16 protein-coding genes are annotated in these 19,469 nt (G+C 59.8%); 11 read left to right on the forward strand and 5 right to left on the reverse strand.

Annotated elements, in window-relative coordinates; all coding sequences use genetic code 11:
* The first annotated feature begins 65 nt into the window (after positions 1 to 65).
* Positions 66 to 953, forward strand: coding sequence for an EamA family transporter RarD (gene rarD / locus J4D25_RS23080; RefSeq protein ID WP_057713021.1), 888 nt, complete (start codon positions 66 to 68; stop codon positions 951 to 953).
* Between the two features lie 215 nt (positions 954 to 1,168).
* Here the strand turns inward: rarD and J4D25_RS23085 are convergent, their stop codons facing one another.
* Complete coding sequence (locus tag J4D25_RS23085) at positions 1,169 to 1,687, reverse strand: glycine cleavage system protein R (RefSeq protein ID WP_057713020.1); 519 nt, start codon at positions 1,685 to 1,687, stop codon at positions 1,169 to 1,171.
* Between the two features lie 579 nt (positions 1,688 to 2,266).
* On the opposite strand from J4D25_RS23085, the gene J4D25_RS23090 reads away from it, so the two are divergent.
* Complete coding sequence (locus tag J4D25_RS23090) at positions 2,267 to 4,444, forward strand: malate synthase G (protein WP_057713019.1); 2,178 nt, start codon at positions 2,267 to 2,269, stop codon at positions 4,442 to 4,444.
* Positions 4,445 to 4,554: 110 nt separating this feature from the next.
* Here J4D25_RS23090 and J4D25_RS23095 read toward each other — a convergent pair whose 3' ends face one another.
* On the reverse strand, positions 4,555 to 5,001 hold the full coding sequence (locus J4D25_RS23095) for a response regulator (RefSeq protein WP_057713018.1): 447 nt from the start codon (positions 4,999 to 5,001) through the stop codon (positions 4,555 to 4,557).
* A gap of 253 nt (positions 5,002 to 5,254) precedes the next feature.
* Here J4D25_RS23095 and J4D25_RS23100 point away from each other — a divergent pair, with 253 nt between their 5' ends.
* The 8 genes from J4D25_RS23100 to J4D25_RS23135 all read left to right on the forward strand — a co-directional run bounded on the left by J4D25_RS23100 (position 5,255) and on the right by J4D25_RS23135 (position 14,524).
* Positions 5,255 to 7,195 carry a putative nucleotidyltransferase substrate binding domain-containing protein gene (locus tag J4D25_RS23100; RefSeq protein ID WP_057713017.1) on the forward strand — a complete coding sequence of 647 codons (1,941 nt, stop codon included), beginning with the start codon at positions 5,255 to 5,257 and terminating at the stop codon, positions 7,193 to 7,195.
* Positions 7,192 to 7,899, forward strand: a complete 708-nt coding sequence (locus J4D25_RS23105; RefSeq protein ID WP_057713016.1) for a PolC-type DNA polymerase III — start codon at positions 7,192 to 7,194, stop codon at positions 7,897 to 7,899. The genes J4D25_RS23100 and J4D25_RS23105 overlap by 4 nt, the downstream gene beginning before the upstream one ends.
* Positions 7,900 to 8,125: 226 nt before the next feature.
* Positions 8,126 to 8,644, forward strand: a complete 519-nt coding sequence (locus J4D25_RS23110) for an RNA polymerase sigma factor (RefSeq protein WP_057713015.1) — start codon at positions 8,126 to 8,128, stop codon at positions 8,642 to 8,644.
* Entirely contained in the window at positions 8,641 to 9,615 is a 975-nt protein-coding gene (locus tag J4D25_RS23115) for a FecR domain-containing protein (RefSeq protein ID WP_057713014.1), read from the forward strand. The genes J4D25_RS23110 and J4D25_RS23115 overlap by 4 nt, the downstream gene beginning before the upstream one ends.
* Positions 9,616 to 9,887: 272 nt before the next feature.
* Positions 9,888 to 12,323 carry a TonB-dependent siderophore receptor gene (locus tag J4D25_RS23120; protein ID WP_057713013.1) on the forward strand — a complete coding sequence of 812 codons (2,436 nt, stop codon included), beginning with the start codon at positions 9,888 to 9,890 and terminating at the stop codon, positions 12,321 to 12,323.
* Between the two features lie 72 nt (positions 12,324 to 12,395).
* Positions 12,396 to 13,526, forward strand: a complete 1,131-nt coding sequence (locus tag J4D25_RS23125) for a PepSY domain-containing protein (RefSeq protein ID WP_057716549.1) — start codon at positions 12,396 to 12,398, stop codon at positions 13,524 to 13,526.
* A complete protein-coding gene (locus J4D25_RS23130) occupies positions 13,523 to 13,702 on the forward strand; it encodes a hypothetical protein (protein WP_057713012.1) in 180 nt (59 codons plus the stop codon). The genes J4D25_RS23125 and J4D25_RS23130 overlap by 4 nt, the downstream gene beginning before the upstream one ends.
* Before the next feature lie 192 nt (positions 13,703 to 13,894).
* On the forward strand, positions 13,895 to 14,524 hold the full coding sequence (locus J4D25_RS23135) for a glutathione S-transferase family protein (protein ID WP_057716548.1): 630 nt from the start codon (positions 13,895 to 13,897) through the stop codon (positions 14,522 to 14,524).
* 181 nt (positions 14,525 to 14,705) lie between these two features.
* Here the strand turns inward: J4D25_RS23135 and creD are convergent, their stop codons facing one another.
* The 3 genes from creD to creB form a co-directional block, all read right to left on the reverse strand.
* The gene (gene creD, locus J4D25_RS23140) at positions 14,706 to 16,076 is read right to left on the reverse strand and encodes a cell envelope integrity protein CreD (protein WP_057713010.1); all 1,371 of its coding nucleotides are present in this window, start codon (positions 16,074 to 16,076) and stop codon (positions 14,706 to 14,708) included.
* 116 nt (positions 16,077 to 16,192) lie between these two features.
* The gene (creC, locus tag J4D25_RS23145; protein WP_057713009.1) at positions 16,193 to 17,611 is read right to left on the reverse strand and encodes a two-component system sensor histidine kinase CreC; all 1,419 of its coding nucleotides are present in this window, start codon (positions 17,609 to 17,611) and stop codon (positions 16,193 to 16,195) included.
* A complete protein-coding gene (gene creB, locus J4D25_RS23150) occupies positions 17,611 to 18,291 on the reverse strand; it encodes a two-component system response regulator CreB (RefSeq protein WP_057713008.1) in 681 nt (226 codons plus the stop codon). Before creB ends, creC begins: the two co-directional genes overlap by 1 nt.
* Positions 18,292 to 18,471: 180 nt before the next feature.
* Here creB and J4D25_RS23155 point away from each other — a divergent pair, with 180 nt between their 5' ends.
* Positions 18,472 to 19,464 carry an RHS repeat-associated core domain-containing protein gene (locus J4D25_RS23155; RefSeq protein WP_079246704.1) on the forward strand — a complete coding sequence of 331 codons (993 nt, stop codon included), beginning with the start codon at positions 18,472 to 18,474 and terminating at the stop codon, positions 19,462 to 19,464.
* The last annotated feature ends 5 nt before the right edge of the window (positions 19,465 to 19,469 follow it).

Genomic DNA, 19,469 nt, shown 5'->3' on the forward strand with positions numbered 1-19,469 from the left:
AGGACATTCGCAGACAAATCTCCTTACAATCCCCTCTTTGTTAGCTGCCTAAGCAAGGATTCTGCATGCAAGCCGCCAACCCGCGTCGCGGGTACATTCTGGGCCTGAGTGCCTATATCATCTGGGGGCTTTTCCCCCTCTACTTCAAAGCCATCGCCAGCGTGCCCGCAGTGGAAATCATCATCCACCGGGTGCTGTGGTCGGCGCTGTTCGGCGCCTTGTTGCTGATGGTCTGGAAGCATCCCGGCTGGTGGCGCGAGCTGCGGGAGAACCCCAAGCGACTGGCGATCCTGGCCCTGAGCGGCGCGCTGATCGCGGCCAACTGGCTGACCTACGTCTGGTCGGTGAACAACGGCCGCATGCTGGAGGCAAGTCTCGGTTACTACATCAACCCCTTGGTGAACGTGTTGCTGGGAATGCTGATCCTCGGCGAACGGCTGCGGCGCATGCAATGGATTGCCGTCGGCCTGGCTGCGGTGGGTGTGGCGCAGCAGGTCTGGCAAGTCGGCAGTCTGCCGTGGGTGTCGTTGGTGCTGGCCCTGACCTTCGGTTTCTATGGCCTGATTCGCAAGCAGGCACCGGTCAAGGCGCTGCCGGGGCTGGTGGTGGAAACCTGGATGCTGGTGCCGATTGCCCTTGGCTGGTTGCTGCTCAATCCGACGGCCAGCAGCGCCCAGGCCGAATTCTGGACCACGTCCCAGGCCTGGTGGTTGGTCGCCGCCGGCCCGATCACGCTGGTGCCGCTGGTCTGCTTCAACGCTGCTGCACGGCATTTGCCCTACACGACACTGGGGTTTCTTCAGTACCTGGCGCCAACCCTGGTTCTGCTGCAAGCCGTTCTGCTGTTTGGCGAGCACCTGTCGTCCAGCACCTTGGTAGCGTTCATGTTTATCTGGGCCGGTCTGGCGGTTTACAGCGTCGATGCGTGGATAAGTTTGCGCCGCCGCAGCTGATCAAAAAACGCACAAAAGCCTACAGGCCACGTCTCCCGTGGCCTGCATCATTCCTTCCCAAGGTTATCCACAGCGTGATCCCCGCCGATTGTGCGCAAGTGGCTGAAACTGCTGGTTTTTTGATCAGATCATGAAGAACCCCGGTCGGCGTGGCCTGGCGGGGTGTCTCTACAGGTTATCCACAGGCCGGTGCACGTTTAACTTGGATAACCTGATCAGGGATCACTGCGTAGCACCAACTCGACCATCAGATCGTCCGCCAGGGTTTCCAGGCGCGATTGCAGCACGTCCAGCGACAGCGTCAGCGGGACGGCAAGAATCGCTTCGGCATGGAACAACGGCTCGCTGCTCATCGGGGCCGGGCGCACTTCGGTGACCAGCCGTTCCAGACTCACCCCCTGCTCACTCAACAAGCGTGTGATGTCACGCACGATCCCCGGACGATCATTTCCCACCAGTTCCATGGCGATCGGCTTCCAGGTGCAGGATTGTTCGATGCTGCTTTCGGCGACCAACACGCGAATGCCTTGGGCGGACAGGCCCTGCAGGGCCGCGACCAATTCATCGTAGGCCTCGGCCGGCACGCCCACCCGCAGAATCCCGGCGAATTGTCCCGCCATGCGCGACATGCGGCTTTCCAGCCAGTTGCCGCCGTGCTCGGCAATGCATTGGGCAATGCGCTCGACTTGCCCGGGCTTGTCCGGAGCGAAAACTGTGAGTACGAGGTGATCCATGGCGCAGCCCTCCAGTCATGACTTTTGTTATAGAGAACCAAGTATAGGCAAGGGGAACATTGTGGCGAGGGGGCTTGCCCCCGTTCGGCTGCGCAGCAGTCGCAAAATGAGCGGATGTAATTTTTCGTGGTACATGCACGGGAGCGGCTTCGCCACTCAACGGGGGCAAGCCCGCCACAAAAACAGGCACCCCATAGCAGAGCACCAAAGATAATGTGTACAACTTTTGATATTTAACTGGAACAATCCAATAGTTTTTTGAGAACATCACGCTCCCCGACGTGACCGCAATGCGTCATGGGGTCGCAGAACGACGTAATTAGTCTAATTTTCACAACCGCAATTCATCATGTAGTATGCCGCAGCGCGCACTACATAACGTTGGATCGATGTCTGCCGCAGGCACGTTCGCAACCCTGAAAGCCCTGTCAGCAAGGCCCCAAGCCGTTGATTGGTCCCAACCCAGCCGCCTGTCATGGGCATGTACTGGTAGAGGGGTTTGTGGTTTAAATGGCCAGAGGCTTCATTGTTAAATTGAAGAGCTGAAAAGCGAAATAGCTGAGCAGAGTGAGGCAAGCAATGACTGAACACGTTCAAGTCGGTGGCCTGCAGGTCGCCAAAGTCCTGTTCGACTTCGTGAACAACGAAGCCATTCCCGGTACCGGCCTCACCGCCGATAAGTTCTGGGCCGGTGCCGACAAGGTCATCCATGACCTGGCACCGAAGAACAAAGCCCTACTCGCCAAACGCGATGATTTCCAGGCTCGTATCGATGCCTGGCACCAGGAACGTGCAGGTCAGGCGCACGACGCCGTGGCCTACAAAACTTTCCTGCAAGACATCGGTTATCTGCTGCCAGAAGCGGCCGATTTCCAGGCAACGACGCAAAACGTCGATGAAGAAATCGCCCGCATGGCCGGTCCACAACTCGTGGTGCCGGTGATGAACGCCCGCTTCGCTCTCAATGCTTCGAACGCCCGCTGGGGTTCGCTGTACGACGCGCTCTACGGCACCGATGCCATCAGCGAAGCTGACGGCGCGGAAAAAGGCAAAGGCTACAACAAGATTCGCGGCGACAAGGTCATCGCCTTCGCCCGCGCCTTCCTCGATGAAGCGGCGCCACTGGCAGCCGGCTCCCACGTCGACTCCACCGGCTACAAGATCGTCGACGGCAAACTGGTGGTCGCCCTCAAAGGCGGCAGCAACACCGGCCTGCGCAACGATGCGCAACTGATCGGCTTCCAGGGCGATGCCGCTGCACCGACCGCGATCCTGCTGAAAAACAACGGCCTGCATTTCGAAATCCAGGTCGACGCCAGCACCCCGGTCGGCCAGACCGACGCGGCCGGCGTCAAAGACATCCTGATGGAAGCCGCGCTGACCACCATCATGGACTGCGAAGACTCGGTTGCCGCAGTCGATGCCGATGACAAAGTGGTGATCTACCGCAACTGGCTCGGCCTGATGAAGGGCGATCTGTCGGAAGAAGTCGCCAAGGGCGGTCAGACCTTTACCCGCACCATGAACGCCGACCGCACCTACACCGCCATCGATGGCAGTGAACTGAGCCTGCACGGTCGTTCGTTGCTGTTCGTGCGTAACGTCGGTCACCTGATGACCATCGATGCGATCCTCGACAAAGACGGTAACGAAGTGCCTGAAGGCATTCTCGATGGCCTGGTGACTTGCCTGGCATCGATGCACAACCTGAACGGCAACACCTCGCGCAAAAACACCCGCACCGGTTCGATCTACATCGTGAAGCCGAAGATGCACGGCCCTGAAGAAGCGGCGTTCACCAACGAGCTGTTCGGTCGCATCGAAGACGTGCTGGGCCTGCCGCGCAACACCCTCAAAGTCGGGATCATGGACGAGGAGCGTCGTACCACGATCAACCTCAAGGCCTGCATCAAGGCGGCGAGCGAGCGTGTGGTGTTCATCAACACCGGTTTCCTCGACCGCACGGGCGATGAAATCCACACCTCCATGGAAGCCGGCCCGATGGTGCGCAAGGCGGACATGAAGGCGGAAAAATGGATCGGCGCCTACGAGAACTCCAACGTCGATATCGGTCTGAGCACCGGCCTGCAAGGTCGCGCACAGATCGGTAAAGGCATGTGGGCCATGCCGGACCTGATGGCGGCGATGCTCGAACAGAAAATCGCTCACCCGATGGCCGGTGCCAACACCGCCTGGGTACCCTCGCCGACCGCTGCTGCCCTGCACGCGCTGCATTACCACAAGGTTGACGTGTTCGCCCGTCAGGCCGAACTGGCCAAACGTGCCCATGCTTCGGTAGACGACATCCTGACCATCCCGCTGGCGGTGAACCCGCAGTGGACCGCCGAACAGATCAAGAACGAACTGGACAACAACAGCCAGGGCATTCTCGGTTACGTGGTGCGCTGGATCGACCAGGGTGTCGGCTGTTCGAAAGTGCCGGATATCAACGACGTCGGCCTGATGGAAGACCGTGCAACGCTGCGTATTTCCAGCCAGCACATCGCCAACTGGCTGCGTCACGGCATCGTCACCGAAGAGCAAGTGATGGAAAGCCTCAAGCGCATGGCGCCGGTGGTTGACCGTCAGAACGCCGGCGACGCGCTTTACCGTCCGCTGGCCCCGAACTTCGACAGCAACATCGCCTTCCAGGCGGCGGTCGAACTGGTGGTCGAAGGCACGAAGCAGCCGAACGGCTACACCGAGCCGGTCCTGCACCGTCGTCGTCGCGAGTTCAAGGCTGCCAATGGCCTGTAACTGAGCGTCTGCGCCGGACATGAAAAAGCCCTGATCGAAAGATCAGGGCTTTTTCTTTTTGGGCTGTCCGCGATCCCCCAGTCGAATAGCGCAGGGTTTACTGGCTGGAACTAAGGCTCCACCCCAAGTTCATGCTTGACCAGTTCCAGCAGCTTGCCGGCATCAATCGGCTTGAGCAGAAAGTCCACCACATTCAAATGCATCGCGGCGATCGCATCTTTCACGTCGGCATCACCCGAGACGATGATGATCGGCAACGCCGCCCGTACCGACTCGCGCACCTGTCGGATCAGGTCCAGGCCGTCGATGAGGCCCATGCGCAGGTCGGTAATCACCAGTCCGATCGAAGGTTTCTCCTCCAGCATCTTGAGTGCTGCTTCGCCACTGGCCGCCGTCATGCAGTGAATACCGTCAAGCGCCAGGATCTCTGACAGCAGTTCCCTGGCGTCTTTATCGTCATCGACGATCAGCACCCGTTGTGGCGGCAGGTCAGGTTCCAGCATGACGGCGCTCAAGGCTTCGCGCTCGGCGTCGCTCAAAATATCGTGGTCGGACATGGCTTTCTCTACATGTTCAATTCATTTCCCTAGCACAGTGACGAGACATCGCTAAGCAGGCCTTAAATGTGCGCTTCGTCGGATATTTTTCCAATAGGGGGACAGAGAGGTTTTTCGCACAGTTGCGTAGGATTCTTCCGACATTTCAGCATACCAATCGCCTACCTAGACTTACGTCCAATGGGCACTCCGGCCACAGGGGTCGACCATGTCTGGGTCATCCGACAACAACAATTCAAAAAAGACTGCGGTAATGGTTATGAGTAAAGCGGACGCCTTCACACAGGCAGGGAAAACCGCGGTGTTGCAGAACATCCAGGGCACGTTGCAATTCCTCCAGCGCTTCCCGCCTTTCAATCAGATGGAACACGCTCACCTGGCGTATCTGGTCGAGCAATGTCAGATGCGTTTTTACGCCCCCGGCGAGAGCATCATCAAGCCCGCTGACGGCCCGGTCGAGCACTTCTATATCGTCAAGCAAGGCCGGGTCGTGGGCGAGCGTCCGCATACGGTAAACGGTAGCACCGAAACGGTCTTCGAGATCACCACTGGCGAATGTTTCCCTCTCGCGGCGTTGCTGGGTGAACGGGCGACCCGCACCGAGCACCTGGCGGGCGAAGACACCTTCTGCCTGCAACTGAACAAGCCGGCATTCATCCGCCTGTTTTCGCTATCGGACACCTTCCGCAACTTCGCCCTGCGCTGCGTCAGCAGCCTGCTGGATCAGGTCAACCAGCAAGTGCAGCAAAAAGCCGTGGAAACCCTGGGCACCCAATATTCGCTCAATACCCGACTGGGCGAATTGGCCATGCGCCACCCGGTGACATGCGCCCCGCAGACGCCATTGCGCGAAGCCGTGACGTTGATGCACGAACAACAGGTCGGCAGCATCGTGGTGGTCGATGAACTCAAGGCGCCACTGGGGATTTTCACCCTGCGCGACCTGCGCCAGACCGTGGCTAACGGCAGCAGTGATTTCAACGAAGCCATCGAAGGGTACATGACCCGGGCGCCGTTCTTCCTGTCGCCGGATCAGAGTGCATTCGACGCGGCGATTGCCATGACCGAGCGGCACATCGCCCATGTCTGCCTGGTCAAGGACCAGCGCTTGTGCGGCGTGGTTTCCGAGCGTGATCTGTTTTCCCTGCAACGGGTCGACCTGGTGCATCTGGCGCGCACTATCCGCAATGCCCAGAAAGTGGAAAACCTGATGGCGCTGCGGGGCGAAATCGGTCAACTGGTCGAGCGCATGCTGGCCCACGGCGCGTCTTCGACGCAGATCACCCACATCATCACCTTGCTCAACGACCACACCGTGTGCCGAGTGATCGAACTGACCCTCGCCGAAAAAGGCGACCCCGGCGTGCCGTTCAGCTGGCTGTGTTTCGGCAGCGAAGGCCGTCGCGAGCAGACCCTGCACACCGATCAGGACAACGGCATTCTGTTCGAAGCCAGGGATGCGGCGCATGCCGCCGAGATTCGCGGCAAGCTGCTGCCCATTGCCCAGCAGATCAACCAGAGCCTGGCGCTGTGCGGCTTCACCTTGTGCAAGGGCAATATCATGGCTGGCAATCCTGAGCTGTGCCTGTCCCGGGCCGAATGGGCGCGGCGCTTTGCGGCGTTTATCCGCGAGGCAACCCCGGAGAACCTGCTGGGTTCGAGCATCTATTTCGATTTGCGCGTGGTCTGGGGCAGCGAGCAAGGTTGTGAGCAATTGCGCCGGAGCATTCTCGACCAGGTCGGCGACAACCGCTTGTTCCAGCGCATGATGGCAGAGAATGCGTTGCGCAATCGCCCGCCCGTAGGGCGTTTCCGCGAGTTCGTACTGGCGCGAAAAAATGGCGAGAAGGCCACCCTGGACCTGAAGACTCAGGGTCTGACACCCTTTGTCGACGGCGCCAGGTTGCTGGCCCTGGCCCACGGTATCGAAACAAACAACACGCTGGAGCGTTTTCGCCAGTTGGTCGACAAGGAGGTCATCGATCCCCTGGACGGCGCCGCGTACGAAGAGGCCTATCACTTCATCCAGCAAACACGCATGCAGCAACATCAACTACAGACCCGAGAGAATTTTCCTTACTCAAATCGGGTAGATCCCGACAGCCTCAATCATCTGGACCGGCGCATCCTGCGTGAGTCCCTGCGCCAGGCACAGCGCCTGCAAAGCAGCCTGACCTTGCGGTATCAGATATGAGCCTGTTTTCATGGCTGCGCCCGGCCGGCCCGAGCTTGTCCGCAGACCTGCAACAACGTCTTCAACGCCTGCCGACGGTCACCGGATTGAGTGAATGCAGCCTGCGCGAGCAGCGCTGGGTAGTGCTCGACCTGGAAACTACCGGGCTGAATATGAACAAGGACCGGGTACTGTCCATCGGCGCGGTGGTGATCGAGGATGGCGCGATCGAATTCAGTCGACAGTTCGAGCGAACCTTGCAATGCGGCGAACTCAAACTCGGCCCCAGTGTGCTGATTCACGGCTTGGGCCCCAGTGCAATTGCTGCCGGCAGCGATCCGGCCGAGGCGCTGCTCGAACTCATGGAGTTTGTCGGCGACAGCCCGGTGCTGGCCTTCCATGCGCCGTTCGACCAGCACATGTTGGCGCGCGCCCTGAAGGATCATCTGGGTTACAAGTTGCAGCATGCCTTTCTGGATGTGGCAGATATTGCGCCACTGCTATGCCCCCAGGCGCACATTCGCGAGGCCGGGCTGGACGATTGGATCGACTGGTTCAAGCTCGAAGTCTTCGAGCGCCATCACGCCAGCGCCGACGCCCTGGCCACCGCCGAACTGGCACTGATCCTGTTCAGCCGTGCGCGGCAGCAGCAGATTCATAGCCCGTTGAATTTGCAACAGCGCTTGAGTCAGTGGAAGCGCCGGCAGCAGGCGCCTTCCTTCTGACCTTCAGGCCCCTCCTGTAGGAGCGAGCTTGCTCGCGATGGTCGTGAACGGTGACGCGTGCTGTCTGGAAAAATGCGTCGCCTTCAAGTTCATCGCGAGCAAGCTCGCTCCTACAGGGGCCTTCGCCAAATCCCCACCCGACCAACGCCAATTGCTTACCTCCCTCGCCTCTGCCACAATCGCGAACAATTCTCGTTAGTTAATATTTCCCAATCGGTGATGCGGCGTGTCGTCAGTCCCAAGCCCTCAAAGTGAGCTCGTCGGTGCGTTATATCGCGACCATCGCGGTTGGCTATTGGCCTGGCTTCGACGCAACGTCGCCTGCCCGCAGCGGGCCGAAGACCTGAGCCAGGACACTTTCGTGCGTTTGCTGGGCCGTGAGGAACTGAAGGCACCGCGCGAGCCGCGGGCATTCCTGGTGGCGATCGCCAAGGGCCTGCTGTTCGATTATTTCCGTCGCGCCGCGCTGGAACAGGCCTACCTCACCGAGTTGATGCTGATTCCCGAAGCCGAACAACCGTCGGCGGAAGAACAGCAAATGATCCTCGAAGACCTGAAAAACATCGACCGCTTGCTCGGCACGCTTTCCAGCAAGGCCCGGGCGGCATTCCTCTATAACCGCCTCGACGGCCTCGGTCACGCGGAAATCGCCGAGCGCCTCGGTGTGTCGGTGCCGCGGGTGCGCCAGTACCTGGCCCAAGGCATTCGCCAGTGCTATATCGCGCTGTATGGTGAGCCGACATGAACCCGGTCAGTTCCAAACCGGTATCGGCCAGCGTGCTGGACGCGGCGATTGCCTGGCAGCTGTCCATGGACTCCGCCAACCCGGTAGAGCGCGAAGAGTTCGCCAAGTGGCACGCGGCCCATGAAGAACATGCCCGCGCCTGGCGCCAGTTGGGCATGCTCGACCAGCGTTTCAGCGTGGCCAGCGGCCCGGCCCGCACTGCCTTGCTGCAATCACGCGAAGGCATTCGTCGGCGAGTGCGCAAGCTTGGCAACGGTGTCGCCAGTATCGTTGCCGTGATCGGCCTGGCCCTGTTCGCCGGGGATCGTTACCTGCCGATCGACTATTGGCTGGCCGACCAGCGCACCGCCGTTGGCGAGCAGCGCACCCTGCGTCTGGCTGACGGCACGCTGATCAATCTCAATACCCACAGCGCGCTGGATGTGCGTTTCGATGAAAAGCAGCGGCGCATCGTGCTTCAGGAAGGCGAAATCCTGGTTGAAACCGGCCATGGCGATCCCCGGCCGTTCATCGTCGAAACCCGCGAAGGCAGCATGCGTGCGCTGGGTACGCGGTTTCTGGTCAAGCGCGAGGAGGACGGAACGCGCTTGAGCGTATTGCAGTCGGCGGTGGCGGTTCACCCTGAGTCCAACCCTGACGAAAAGATTCTGCGCGAAGGCCAGCAGGTACTGATCCGCAACAACGGCCTGGGCCCGGTTCTGGCCGTCAACCTAGGTGCGGATGCCTGGACTCGCGGCATGCTGGTGGTGGACAACACACGGCTGGAAGACCTGGTGCATGAAATCGGCCGCTATCGAAACGGTTACGTCGGGGTCGCGCCGGAAGTGGCCGACCTGCGCATCACCGGCAGTTTCCCGCTGCGCGACACCGACCTGGCACTCAACGCCCTGCTGCCGACCCTGCCGGTGCAGATCGAACAGCACACGCAGTGGTGGGTGAAGGTCGTGGCCAAGGCCGATACCAAGCCCTGAATCCGCACACAGAACCCTGTGGCGAGGGGGCTTGCCCCCGTTGGGTCGCGAAGCGGCCCCCTGCATTTTTCTGACTGACTGTGTTCGCTGACGTCACGACTGCTACGCAGCCGAACGGGGGCAAGCCCCCTCGCCACAAAATGCGCATGCCTGAAGCTCCTCGATGTTTATTGAATAACTGAATCGAAATTATTTTCATCCAGCCCTATCACTTTTTGATTTTCGTACGGCACACAGGCAATTGAGAAATGTTTCCATTCAGGAGCCGCTGTATGCCTCGTTCGCTAGACTCCCTGTTACGCCGCAGTTTGCTGGCGGTTGCCATTGCCCTTTGCACCCCTTTGGCCAGCAGCCAACTGGTCGCCGCTGAACAGGCGTCCAGTGTCCGCGCCTACAACCTGCCGACCGCTCCACTGGTCAACACCCTGAACCAGATTGCCAGCCAGGCCGGTCTGGCCCTGTCGTTGAATCCATCCCTGGCGGCGGGCAAGACCTCGGCGCCGGTCAAAGGCCAGTTCGACGCAGCCGGCGCCCTGCGCGAAGCCCTGCGTGGCACCGGGCTGCAACTGGAACAGAGCAGTGCGGGCACCTATAGCCTGGTGGCCGTGCCCGAGGGTGTGATGGACCTGCCGGTAACCAGCGTGATTGGTGTGCAAGACACTGAAAGCGCCTGGGGCCCGGCACAGGGCTACCTGGCCAAGCGCACCGCCGCCGGCACCAAGACCGACACCGCGCTGGTCGAGGCACCGCGTTCGATTTCGGTCGTCACTCGCGAGCAGATGGACGACCGCAACGCGCACACCCTCGACGATGCCGTGCGCTACTTGCCGGGCATCACCTCCAGCAGCTTCGGCAGCGACACCCGCGCCGACTGGTTGCGCGTGCGCGGTTTCGAGCCGACTCAATTCCTCGACGGCCTGCCACTGCCAAAAGGTGTGTACTCCAACCCGAAACAGGAAACCTGGAACCTCGACCGCCTGGCGCTGCTGCGCGGCCCGGCCTCCTCCGTGTACGGCCAGACCCCGCCGGGCGGCCTGCTGGACATGGTCAGCCGTCGCCCAAGCGCTGAAGCCAGCAGCGAGATCCAGCTGCAATACGGCAGCGACAATCATCGCCAGATCAACTTCGCCAGCACCGGCAAGATCGATGACGAAGGCCAGTTCCTTTACAGCCTCAGCGGCGTGCTGCGCGACGGCGGCACGCCCATCGACCACATCGATGACAAGCGCTACAACATTGCCCCCAGCCTGACCTGGAACATCGACGAAGACACCAAATTCACCCTGCTCACGCAGTTCACCCGTGACGATACCGGTATCACCAGTCAGTTCTATCCGATCCAGGGCACCAAGATCGACATGCCGTTCGGCGATATCTCCCACCACAAGAACCTGGGTGACCCGAACTACGACTTCTACGACCGCACCTACTACGCACTGGGTTATGCCTTCGAACACCGCATGAACGATGTCTGGCAGTTCCGCCAGAACCTGCGCTACACCAAGTCGGAGCTGTCGTTCCAGGCCGTGACCGTCAATAGCTACGGCCCCTCTTACGGGTCTGTCGTCGACGATCAAGGCAATACCGGCCGTGGCACCACCAATGTCGACGAAGACATCGCCCAATTCGCCGTGGACAACAACTTCCAGGGCGACTTCGTCACCGGCGACGTCAGTCACACCTTGCTGATCGGTCTGGACCATCAGCGCAACACCACCAACTACCTCTCGATCTTCGGCACCGCGCCGGGCATTAACGTCAACGACCCGGTCTATGGCTTGCCGATCGAGCGTCCGGCACGCTCCACAGCCTTCTATGACTACGAACAGAAGACCCAGCAGACCGGCCTGTACATCCAGGACCAGATGGCCCTCGGCCAATGGCGCCTGACCCTCGGCGGTCGTGAAGACTGGGTCCACACCGGTACCACGTTCTTCAACAAGGGCGATGCCACCAACACCGAACGCGACAAGAACTTCAGCGGCAACGCGGCGATCAGCTACGTGTTCGACTCGGGCTTCGTGCCTTACCTGTCCTACGCCGAATCGTTCCAACCGACCAGCAATGCCGTCGCCTCGCCGACCGAGTCGTTCAAGCCGACCGAAGGCAAACAATGGGAACTGGGGATCAAGTACCAGCCACCGGGCAGCAACACCCTGCTGACCGCGGCTGTGTATGACCTGACCCAGAAAAACGTTTCCGTCACCAACAACGTGGGCAACGTGACAGTCACCAGCCAGACCGGCGAAGTGAAAGTCAAAGGCCTGGAGCTGGAAGCCGTTTCCGACGTGACCGAAAACCTCAAGGTCACCGCTGCCTACACCCTGGCCAAATCCGAAGTGCAAGAGGGCATCTACAAGGGCAATCGCCTGCAACTGATGCCTAACCAGCAAGCGTCGGTGTGGGGCGACTACACCTGGCACAACGGCGTGCTGGATGGCTTCGGCATCGGCGCCGGCGCGCGCTACACCGGCAATACCTATGGCGACCAGGCCAACACCTGGCTGGGTAAGGCCGACGCCTACACAGTGTTCGACGCCGTGGTTCACTACGACCTCGGTCGCCTGGACAACAGCCTCAAAGGCGCTTCGCTGGCCGTCAACGCAACCAACCTGCTCGACAAGGACTACATCTCGACTTGCGACAGCTACTACTGCTACTACGGCGACCAGCGCAGTGTCGTCGCCAGTGCAACCTACAAGTGGTAACGCTTTGAGCTGACACGCCCAATGACCAGGCCGTCCTTCGTGGGCGGCTTTGGTTTTTCTGAAGGCTATGAAATGAAAAGTAAAACAATTCGCCGCTGGTCCTTCGTCCACACCTGGTCCAGCCTGATCTGCACCGCGTTTCTGCTGATGCTGGCACTGACCGGCCTGCCGTTGATCTTTCACCACGAGATCGACCACTTGCTGGGCGATGCGCCTGAAGTGAAGGTAATGTCGGCGGACACCCCGCACCTGAATTTGCAGCAGTTGGTGGACGCGGCCGAGAAACATCGTCCCGGTGAAGTCATGCAGTACTTCGGCTTCGAGGACGATGAGCCCAACGCAGTGCTGACCATCATGGCCGCGACCGCAGGCACCGAGCCGAACTCGTCCCACACCTTCATGCTCGACGCCCGTACTGGCGAAGCGCTGGAAACGCCATCGGCCAACGGCGGCTTCATGATGGTCATGTTGCGCCTGCACGTGGACATGTTCGCCGGCTTGCCGGGCAAGTTGCTGCTGGCGTTCATGGGAATTGCGTTCGTGGCAGCGATCGTTTCCGGCACGGTGCTGTACTTGCCGTTCATGCGCCGCTTGAAATTCGCCACCGTGCGCCAGGACAAATCCACTCGCCTGCGCTGGCTCGACCTGCATAACCTGATCGGCGTCGTGACGTTGACCTGGGCGCTGGTGGTCGGCGTAACCGGCGTCGTCAGTGCCTGCGCAGACCTACTGATTGCCGCATGGCGCAACGACACACTGGCCGCGATGATCGCGCCGTATCGCGATGCACCCCCGCTGACTCAACTGGCGCCGGCCAACCGTTTGCTCGACATCGCCAAAGAAGTCGCACCGGGCATGCAGCCGGACTTCATCGCCTTCCCCGGCACACGCTTTTCCAGTGAGCATCATTACGCAGTGTTCATGAAGGGCAGCACGCACCTGACCTCGCACCTGCTGACGCCGGTTCTGATCGATGCCAGCACCCTGCAAGTCACCGCAGTGGTCGAACGCCCGTGGTACATGGACGTCATGGGCATGTCACAACCGCTGCACTTTGGTGACTACGGCGGCATGCCGATGCAGATACTCTGGGCGACCCTCGATGTGCTGACCATCATCGTGCTCGGCAGCGGGGTCTACCTGTGGGTGGTGCGGCGCAAGGCTGCCAGGCCTGTGCTGGAAAAAGCTGAGAGCGTGGCATGAAGCCCCGGCAGTCGAACTTCTGGAAAGTGTTTAGCACTCCAATCGTCATCGCCTTGTTCAGCGCGGCAGGGTTGTTTGCCGCGTTGCTCGGGGATGGTGTGTGGGATTCGCTGAGCTGGCTAGGCTTGGGCATCCCCGCCGCTGTTGCCCTGCGGGGCCTCCTGCAACGCCCCTGAAGGGACATCCCCCCTGTAGGAGCGAGCTTGCTCGCGATGCACCCGAGAACTCCCCGGGGTGTCAGTCTTCCAACGTCATCGTTGACGACCATCGCGAGCAAGCTCGCTCCCACAAGGGGCCAAGCCATGATGCTTGAGCAATCAGACCAACGCGCTATGCTGCCCGACACTGCCACCGACCGAGACGCTGCCATGTCCGCCCCGAGCATGACCCTGTACCACAACCCGCTTTCCCCCTTCGTTCGCAAAGTCATGGTGCTGCTGCACGAAACCGGACAACAGAACCGCGTGGCGTTACAGACCAGCGTTCTGACCCCGGTCAACCCGGACCTGACCCTGATCGATGACAACCCCCTGAGCAAAATCCCGGCCCTGCGCCTGGCCGATGGCAACATCATCCATGACAGCCGGGTCATCCTCGACTACCTCGACCACCAGCACGTCGGTAACCCGCTGATCCCCCGCGAAGGTTCGGCCCGCTGGCGACGCCTGACCCTCGCTTCGCTGGCCGACGGGATCATGGACGCGGCCGTGCTGGTGCGCTACGAAGTCGCCCTGCGCGCCCCGGAGAAACACTGGGACGAATGGCTCGACGGCCAGCGCGACAAGATTCGTCGCGCCCTGGCCTTGCTGGAAAAGGACGCGATTGCCGAATTGACCTGCCACTTCGACGTGGCGGCGATCAGCGTAGCCTGTGCACTGGGTTACCTGGACCTGCGCCATCCGGATCTGGACTGGCGCACAGCGAATCCGCAACTTGCGGCGTGGTATTTCGAGGTGAGCCAGCGGCCTTCGATGATTGCAACGATGCCGAAGGTTTAGAACTTCGCCGGCTGTACTGACCTCTTCGCGAGCAGGCTCGCTCCCACCTTTGACTGCGGTCCCATGTGGGAGCGAGCCTGCTCGCGATGGCACCACAACGGATCTAACGCAAACAACTCGGCAATCAGCGTCGCCAACACCCTCCCCTCCCGCTGATCTTCCCGCAACCCCACCGACCGGCTCATTGCACCGCTCCAATATCGAAGTTCAGCGGTTTCCCCGTTTTCTGCCCAACCCCATACCAATCCAGCTTGCGCGTCAGCACCATAAACACGCCCAGCAAACCGAACAGCAGCAGCGAGCCCATCAACAGCGCGTAATCCTCTGCACTCAACAGCCCGTAGAGCAGCCCATACAACGCCGCCAATCCCACAGAAAAACTCAAGCCGTGGCGCACGCTGCGCAACACGTGGCAAACGTAGAACCCGATCAACAACACACAACCGCTGGCGGACAACAGGTACGCCAGAGCAAAGCCGATGTGCTCGGACAACGACAGCAACAACAGGTAGAAGAACGCCAGCGCCACACCTACCAACGCATATTGCACCGGGTGCACCGCTAGGCTTTTCAGCACTTCGAACAGGAAGAAACCGGCAAAGGTCAGGACGATGAACAGCAGCGCATATTTGATCGCCCGGTCGCTTTTCAGGTACTGGTCCACGGGTTCGATGAAGCTCACGCCGAAGCTGCGACCGAACAACGCCTCACAGCCACCGCGGGACACGCAGCTGTTCAGCGTTTCTTGCAGGTTGGTGGAGAAAAACGAGGTCTGCCAATGGGCGGTAAAACCTTGATCAGTGATCTCGCGCTGGGCAGGCAGGTAGTTGCCGATGAAGCTTGGATGCGGCCAGTTGGCACTCAGCGAAACTTTGCTGGTCTTGCCCACCGGCAGGATTTGTAACTGGCCGGTGCCTTGCAGCTTCAGGTCAAAACCGAAGGCCAACTCCGTGGCCTGCTTTGTCTCCAACGCCGGCAGGGTCACGTGGACGCCTTCACCCAGCCAGCTCACTTGGCTGCCCGGAATGAAGTCCAGGTTCTGGCCGTTGAGTTCAAGCTTCAAAGCGTTTTCGATACCACGAATGTCGCTGATGCCAACAGCGAGGAACGGCTGGTCGAACCGGTAATCGGCGAAATCTTCCTTGATGCCCAGTTGAACCGGCAGGGAAAAGTGGCCGCTGATGCGGTTGTCTGCATGGAACAACCGTGCCTGGTAAATACCTCGGGAACGCAGTTCGGTCTGAACGTCTGCGTCGAGTTCGAAGCGCTCCGGCAGAAAATACAAACGACCGCGCTCTTCACCGATCTCCTGATAACGCTCGTTGGTTTTTTCGTGGGTCTTCCAGGTGCGCACGACTTTACGATACGGCACCACCATCAGCGGGCCGCTCAATTGCTGGCTGTAACTGGAGCTGCGGGCAATGTCTTCGAGCACACCGTCGCGCAGTTGCTGGCGCTCCTGGATCACGCCGTTGATCATCAGCAGTGGAATCAGCAACAACAGAATCAACAGGGCAATTGCCCCGAGTTTTAGGGTCAGGCTACGGTTCATGGGACTCTCCCTGTTTTGGATGGGGAGAGTCTGGATTCGGTATGTGGTGGGGCCATGGGGGGAATGTGGAGATTGTGTGGAGATTCAGCCTGCTCGCGATTGGCCGTAACTCGGTCTTAAGGCAGGTGTAACTTCACCTCCACACCGCCGTCGACATTACCAATACTCATCGTACCGCCATGCAGCTTGACCACTTCCTCGACAAAGTTGAGCCCGAGCCCGGTGCTTTTGCGCCCACTGTCGGGACGCGGCAACGAGTAAAAACGCTCGCTCAAACGCGGCAGCGCGTAGTCGGGAATCGACTCTGCCTGATTGAAAAGCTTGAACTCGACCTGCTCGCCTGTCCGTTCGGCGGTGAATCGCAGCACACCTTCAACAGGGGTGAAATCCAGCGCATTGTCCAGCAGATTACCCAACGCCTGACGCAGCAGAAATGGCTCGCCGATCAGCATCAGGTCCGATGAAATCGTTTGCTCTACGCGCAACTGCTTACCTGCGATTCGCGCAGATTGCGCGTTCAGCAGGCCATCCACCAAAGCCGCCAATGGCACCGCCACCCGCTGTTCCAGCCCTTGGCGTTGCTCGACCTGCGCCAGGTTCAAAAGCCGCTCGATCAACTGCTGCATGCGCGCACTTTCACTGTCGATATTGCCGACGAAACGTTGCCGCTGTGCCAGAGGCATTTCGCCCTGCAACAGTTCCGCCGCGCCACGAATCGCCGCCAACGGACTCTTCAACTCATGGGTCAAGGTGTGCACGTAACGTTCGACGTAGGCCTTGCCTTCAAGCTGCGTGCGCATCTGCTCCACTGCCGTGGCCAATTGCTCCAGCTCACCGCCGCGATAATGCGGCACTTCAACCCGCCGGCCTTCACTGACGCCTTGAGCGTACGCCGTCAATCTTCGCAGGGCGCGGCTCAGCCACCAGGACAACAACGCACCGAACAGCAGACCGAGGCCGATCAGCCCGGCGCCGTACGCCAGCAACCGGCGTTCCGTGCGATCCACATAAGGCTGCAAAGAACTGTTGGGCTTGGCCACAGTGACCACGCCGATGATCTGGCCGTTGTCGCGAATCGGCGCGCCGACGTGCATCACCGAAGACCCCGGATCGTTCGGGTCATTGCGCGTGGAGCGTGCACCGTATTCGCCACGCAGGGTCAGGTAGACGTCGTTCCAGCGCGAGTAATCCTGCCCCACCGCCGTCCCGCTGGAGTCCAGCACGACGAAGCCCTTGGCGTCGGTGACGTAGATGCGGTGGTTGACCTGATTCTTTGGCAAGCCCCAGATTTTCGCTCCGGGCTGTCGCTCACCATAGGCCTTGAGCAGTTCCGGCCAGCGGTTCTGGTTGAGGCTGCCGGCCTTGAAGTCGTCGCGCAGGATCTCGGCCATCAGGTTGGCAGTATCGACCAGGGTTTCTTCAGTGGACTGGCGCACGCCGGGGCGGATCTCCTGCATGACCGTGTTGAGCACAAAGTAGCCGGTCAGGCCGATGAATAGTGCGTAGACCAGGAAAATCCGGATTCCCAGCGGCATCAGCTTTGTCCCGGGTTGTAGCTGTAGCCGAGGCCGCGGTGGGTCTGGATCGGTTCGGCGTCAGCCTTCACCAATCGCAACTTGGCGCGCACGCTCTTGATGTGGCTGTCGATGCTGCGCTCGTAACCGGCGTCGGCGGCCACGCCCAGGGCATCGAGCAACTGTTCGCGGCTGAAGACTCGCTCGGGATGCTCCAGCAGGCATTGCAGCAGACGGTATTCATGGCGGGTCAAGGTCAGCAGTTGACCGCGATAACTGATTTGCACACGTTCACTATCGATGCGAAACAGCGTCGCCGACGGTTCGCTGACCGTGCGGGGCGCCATGCGCTTGAGAATCACCCGGACCCGCGCCGCCACCTCCCGAGGACTGAAAGGTTTGACCACGTAATCGTCGGCGCCGATTTCCAGGCCCACGACGCGATCGATTTCGCCATCCCGGGCGCTGAGGAACATCACCGGCACTTCGCTGAAGCGCCGCAGTTGCTTGCAGGTTTCGAAGCCGCTGATGTCCGGCAGGCCGATATCGAGAATGATCAGATCCGCTGGGGTCTGGCGCTGGTGCTCCAGCGCCGCCGCGCCTAGGCTCAGCCATGTGGTGGTGAAGCCCTCGCCTTGCAGGGCGAAAACCAGGGTGTCGGCAATGGCCGCTTCGTCTTCGACAATCAGGATATGAGGCATGGCGTCCGAGCCCGGCAGTGATGTGGGCGAACGGTGACTCAAGGGGGAATCGGCGTCAATCAGGCTGAGCTGATTGTCGCTCAGGGTCTGTAGTACCTAGCAGTTCTGCTAGTAGGCAGCTTCTGAAAAAACTCCGATGCTTAAGTTTATGCGATCCGGACCTTGAACGGAGTTCAACCCATGTCTAACACATCCCGTGACACTGTACTGTGTCGCTATCACTACGATCCACTGGATCGCCAAAATGGCTGCACAGTACTTCTGCAACCCGCCATCCAGCGTTTTCATTGCAAAAGCCGACTGACCACTGAGATTCAGGGCGCCGCTCGGTGGAGCATCCTTCAGCACGACGACCAGTTGCTGGCCCAGCAAAGTCGCCTCGACGCCAAAGTAGGCACCACCCTGCTGGCTACCGACCAACAACGCTCGATACTCAATGCCCTGGACACCACTCAACCTAATCCCCTCGCCTACACACCTTACGGCCATCGTCCGGCGGAAAACGGTTTGCTCAGCCTGCTCGGCTTCAATGGCGAACGGCGGGACCCGGTGACCGGGCATTATCATTTGGGCAATGGGTATCGGCAGTTCAATCCGGTGTTTATGCGGTTTAATAGCCCGGATAGTTGGAGTCCGTTTGGGGAGGGTGGGTTGAATGCTTATGCTTATTGCTTGGGGGACCCAATAAACAGAATCGAGGTGGAGGGGCACGCTAGTTCACTACTTAGGAGCTTTTGGAAAGGCTTTAAAAACCTTACTGGAATGAGAACCCCAAGCAAATATAAAGTCGCAATGCCTGCATCCGGAGTCGTCAAAACTAATAACCTAATAACACCCCCCCCGGTACCGAAAAGCCATCAAGGCAATTCCTTGAAAAACGCCAAGGACTTTGATGTGAATACTTTATCCCTTGCCGAAATGGACTTAAACTACAGGCGAAAGCCCAATGAAACTCTGGCAAATAAAATTCCTGTCACGTATATAAAAGACCCCAAAGAAAAATTGGCCAATCTTTTATCCGCAAGAGAAAGCGTATCAAAAAGAATCATCTCCGACAGTCCTCAGACAAGAGCAAGACGTCTATACCTGCTCGACAATATAAACACTGAAATTGCCGGACTCACCACAGACGTAAAACACATACGCAACCAACATCAAGAAATATCCATATAACTCTC

Source organism: Pseudomonas sp. GW456-L13 (genome assembly GCF_017350115.1).
GTDB classification, from domain to species: domain Bacteria; phylum Pseudomonadota; class Gammaproteobacteria; order Pseudomonadales; family Pseudomonadaceae; genus Aquipseudomonas; species Aquipseudomonas jessenii.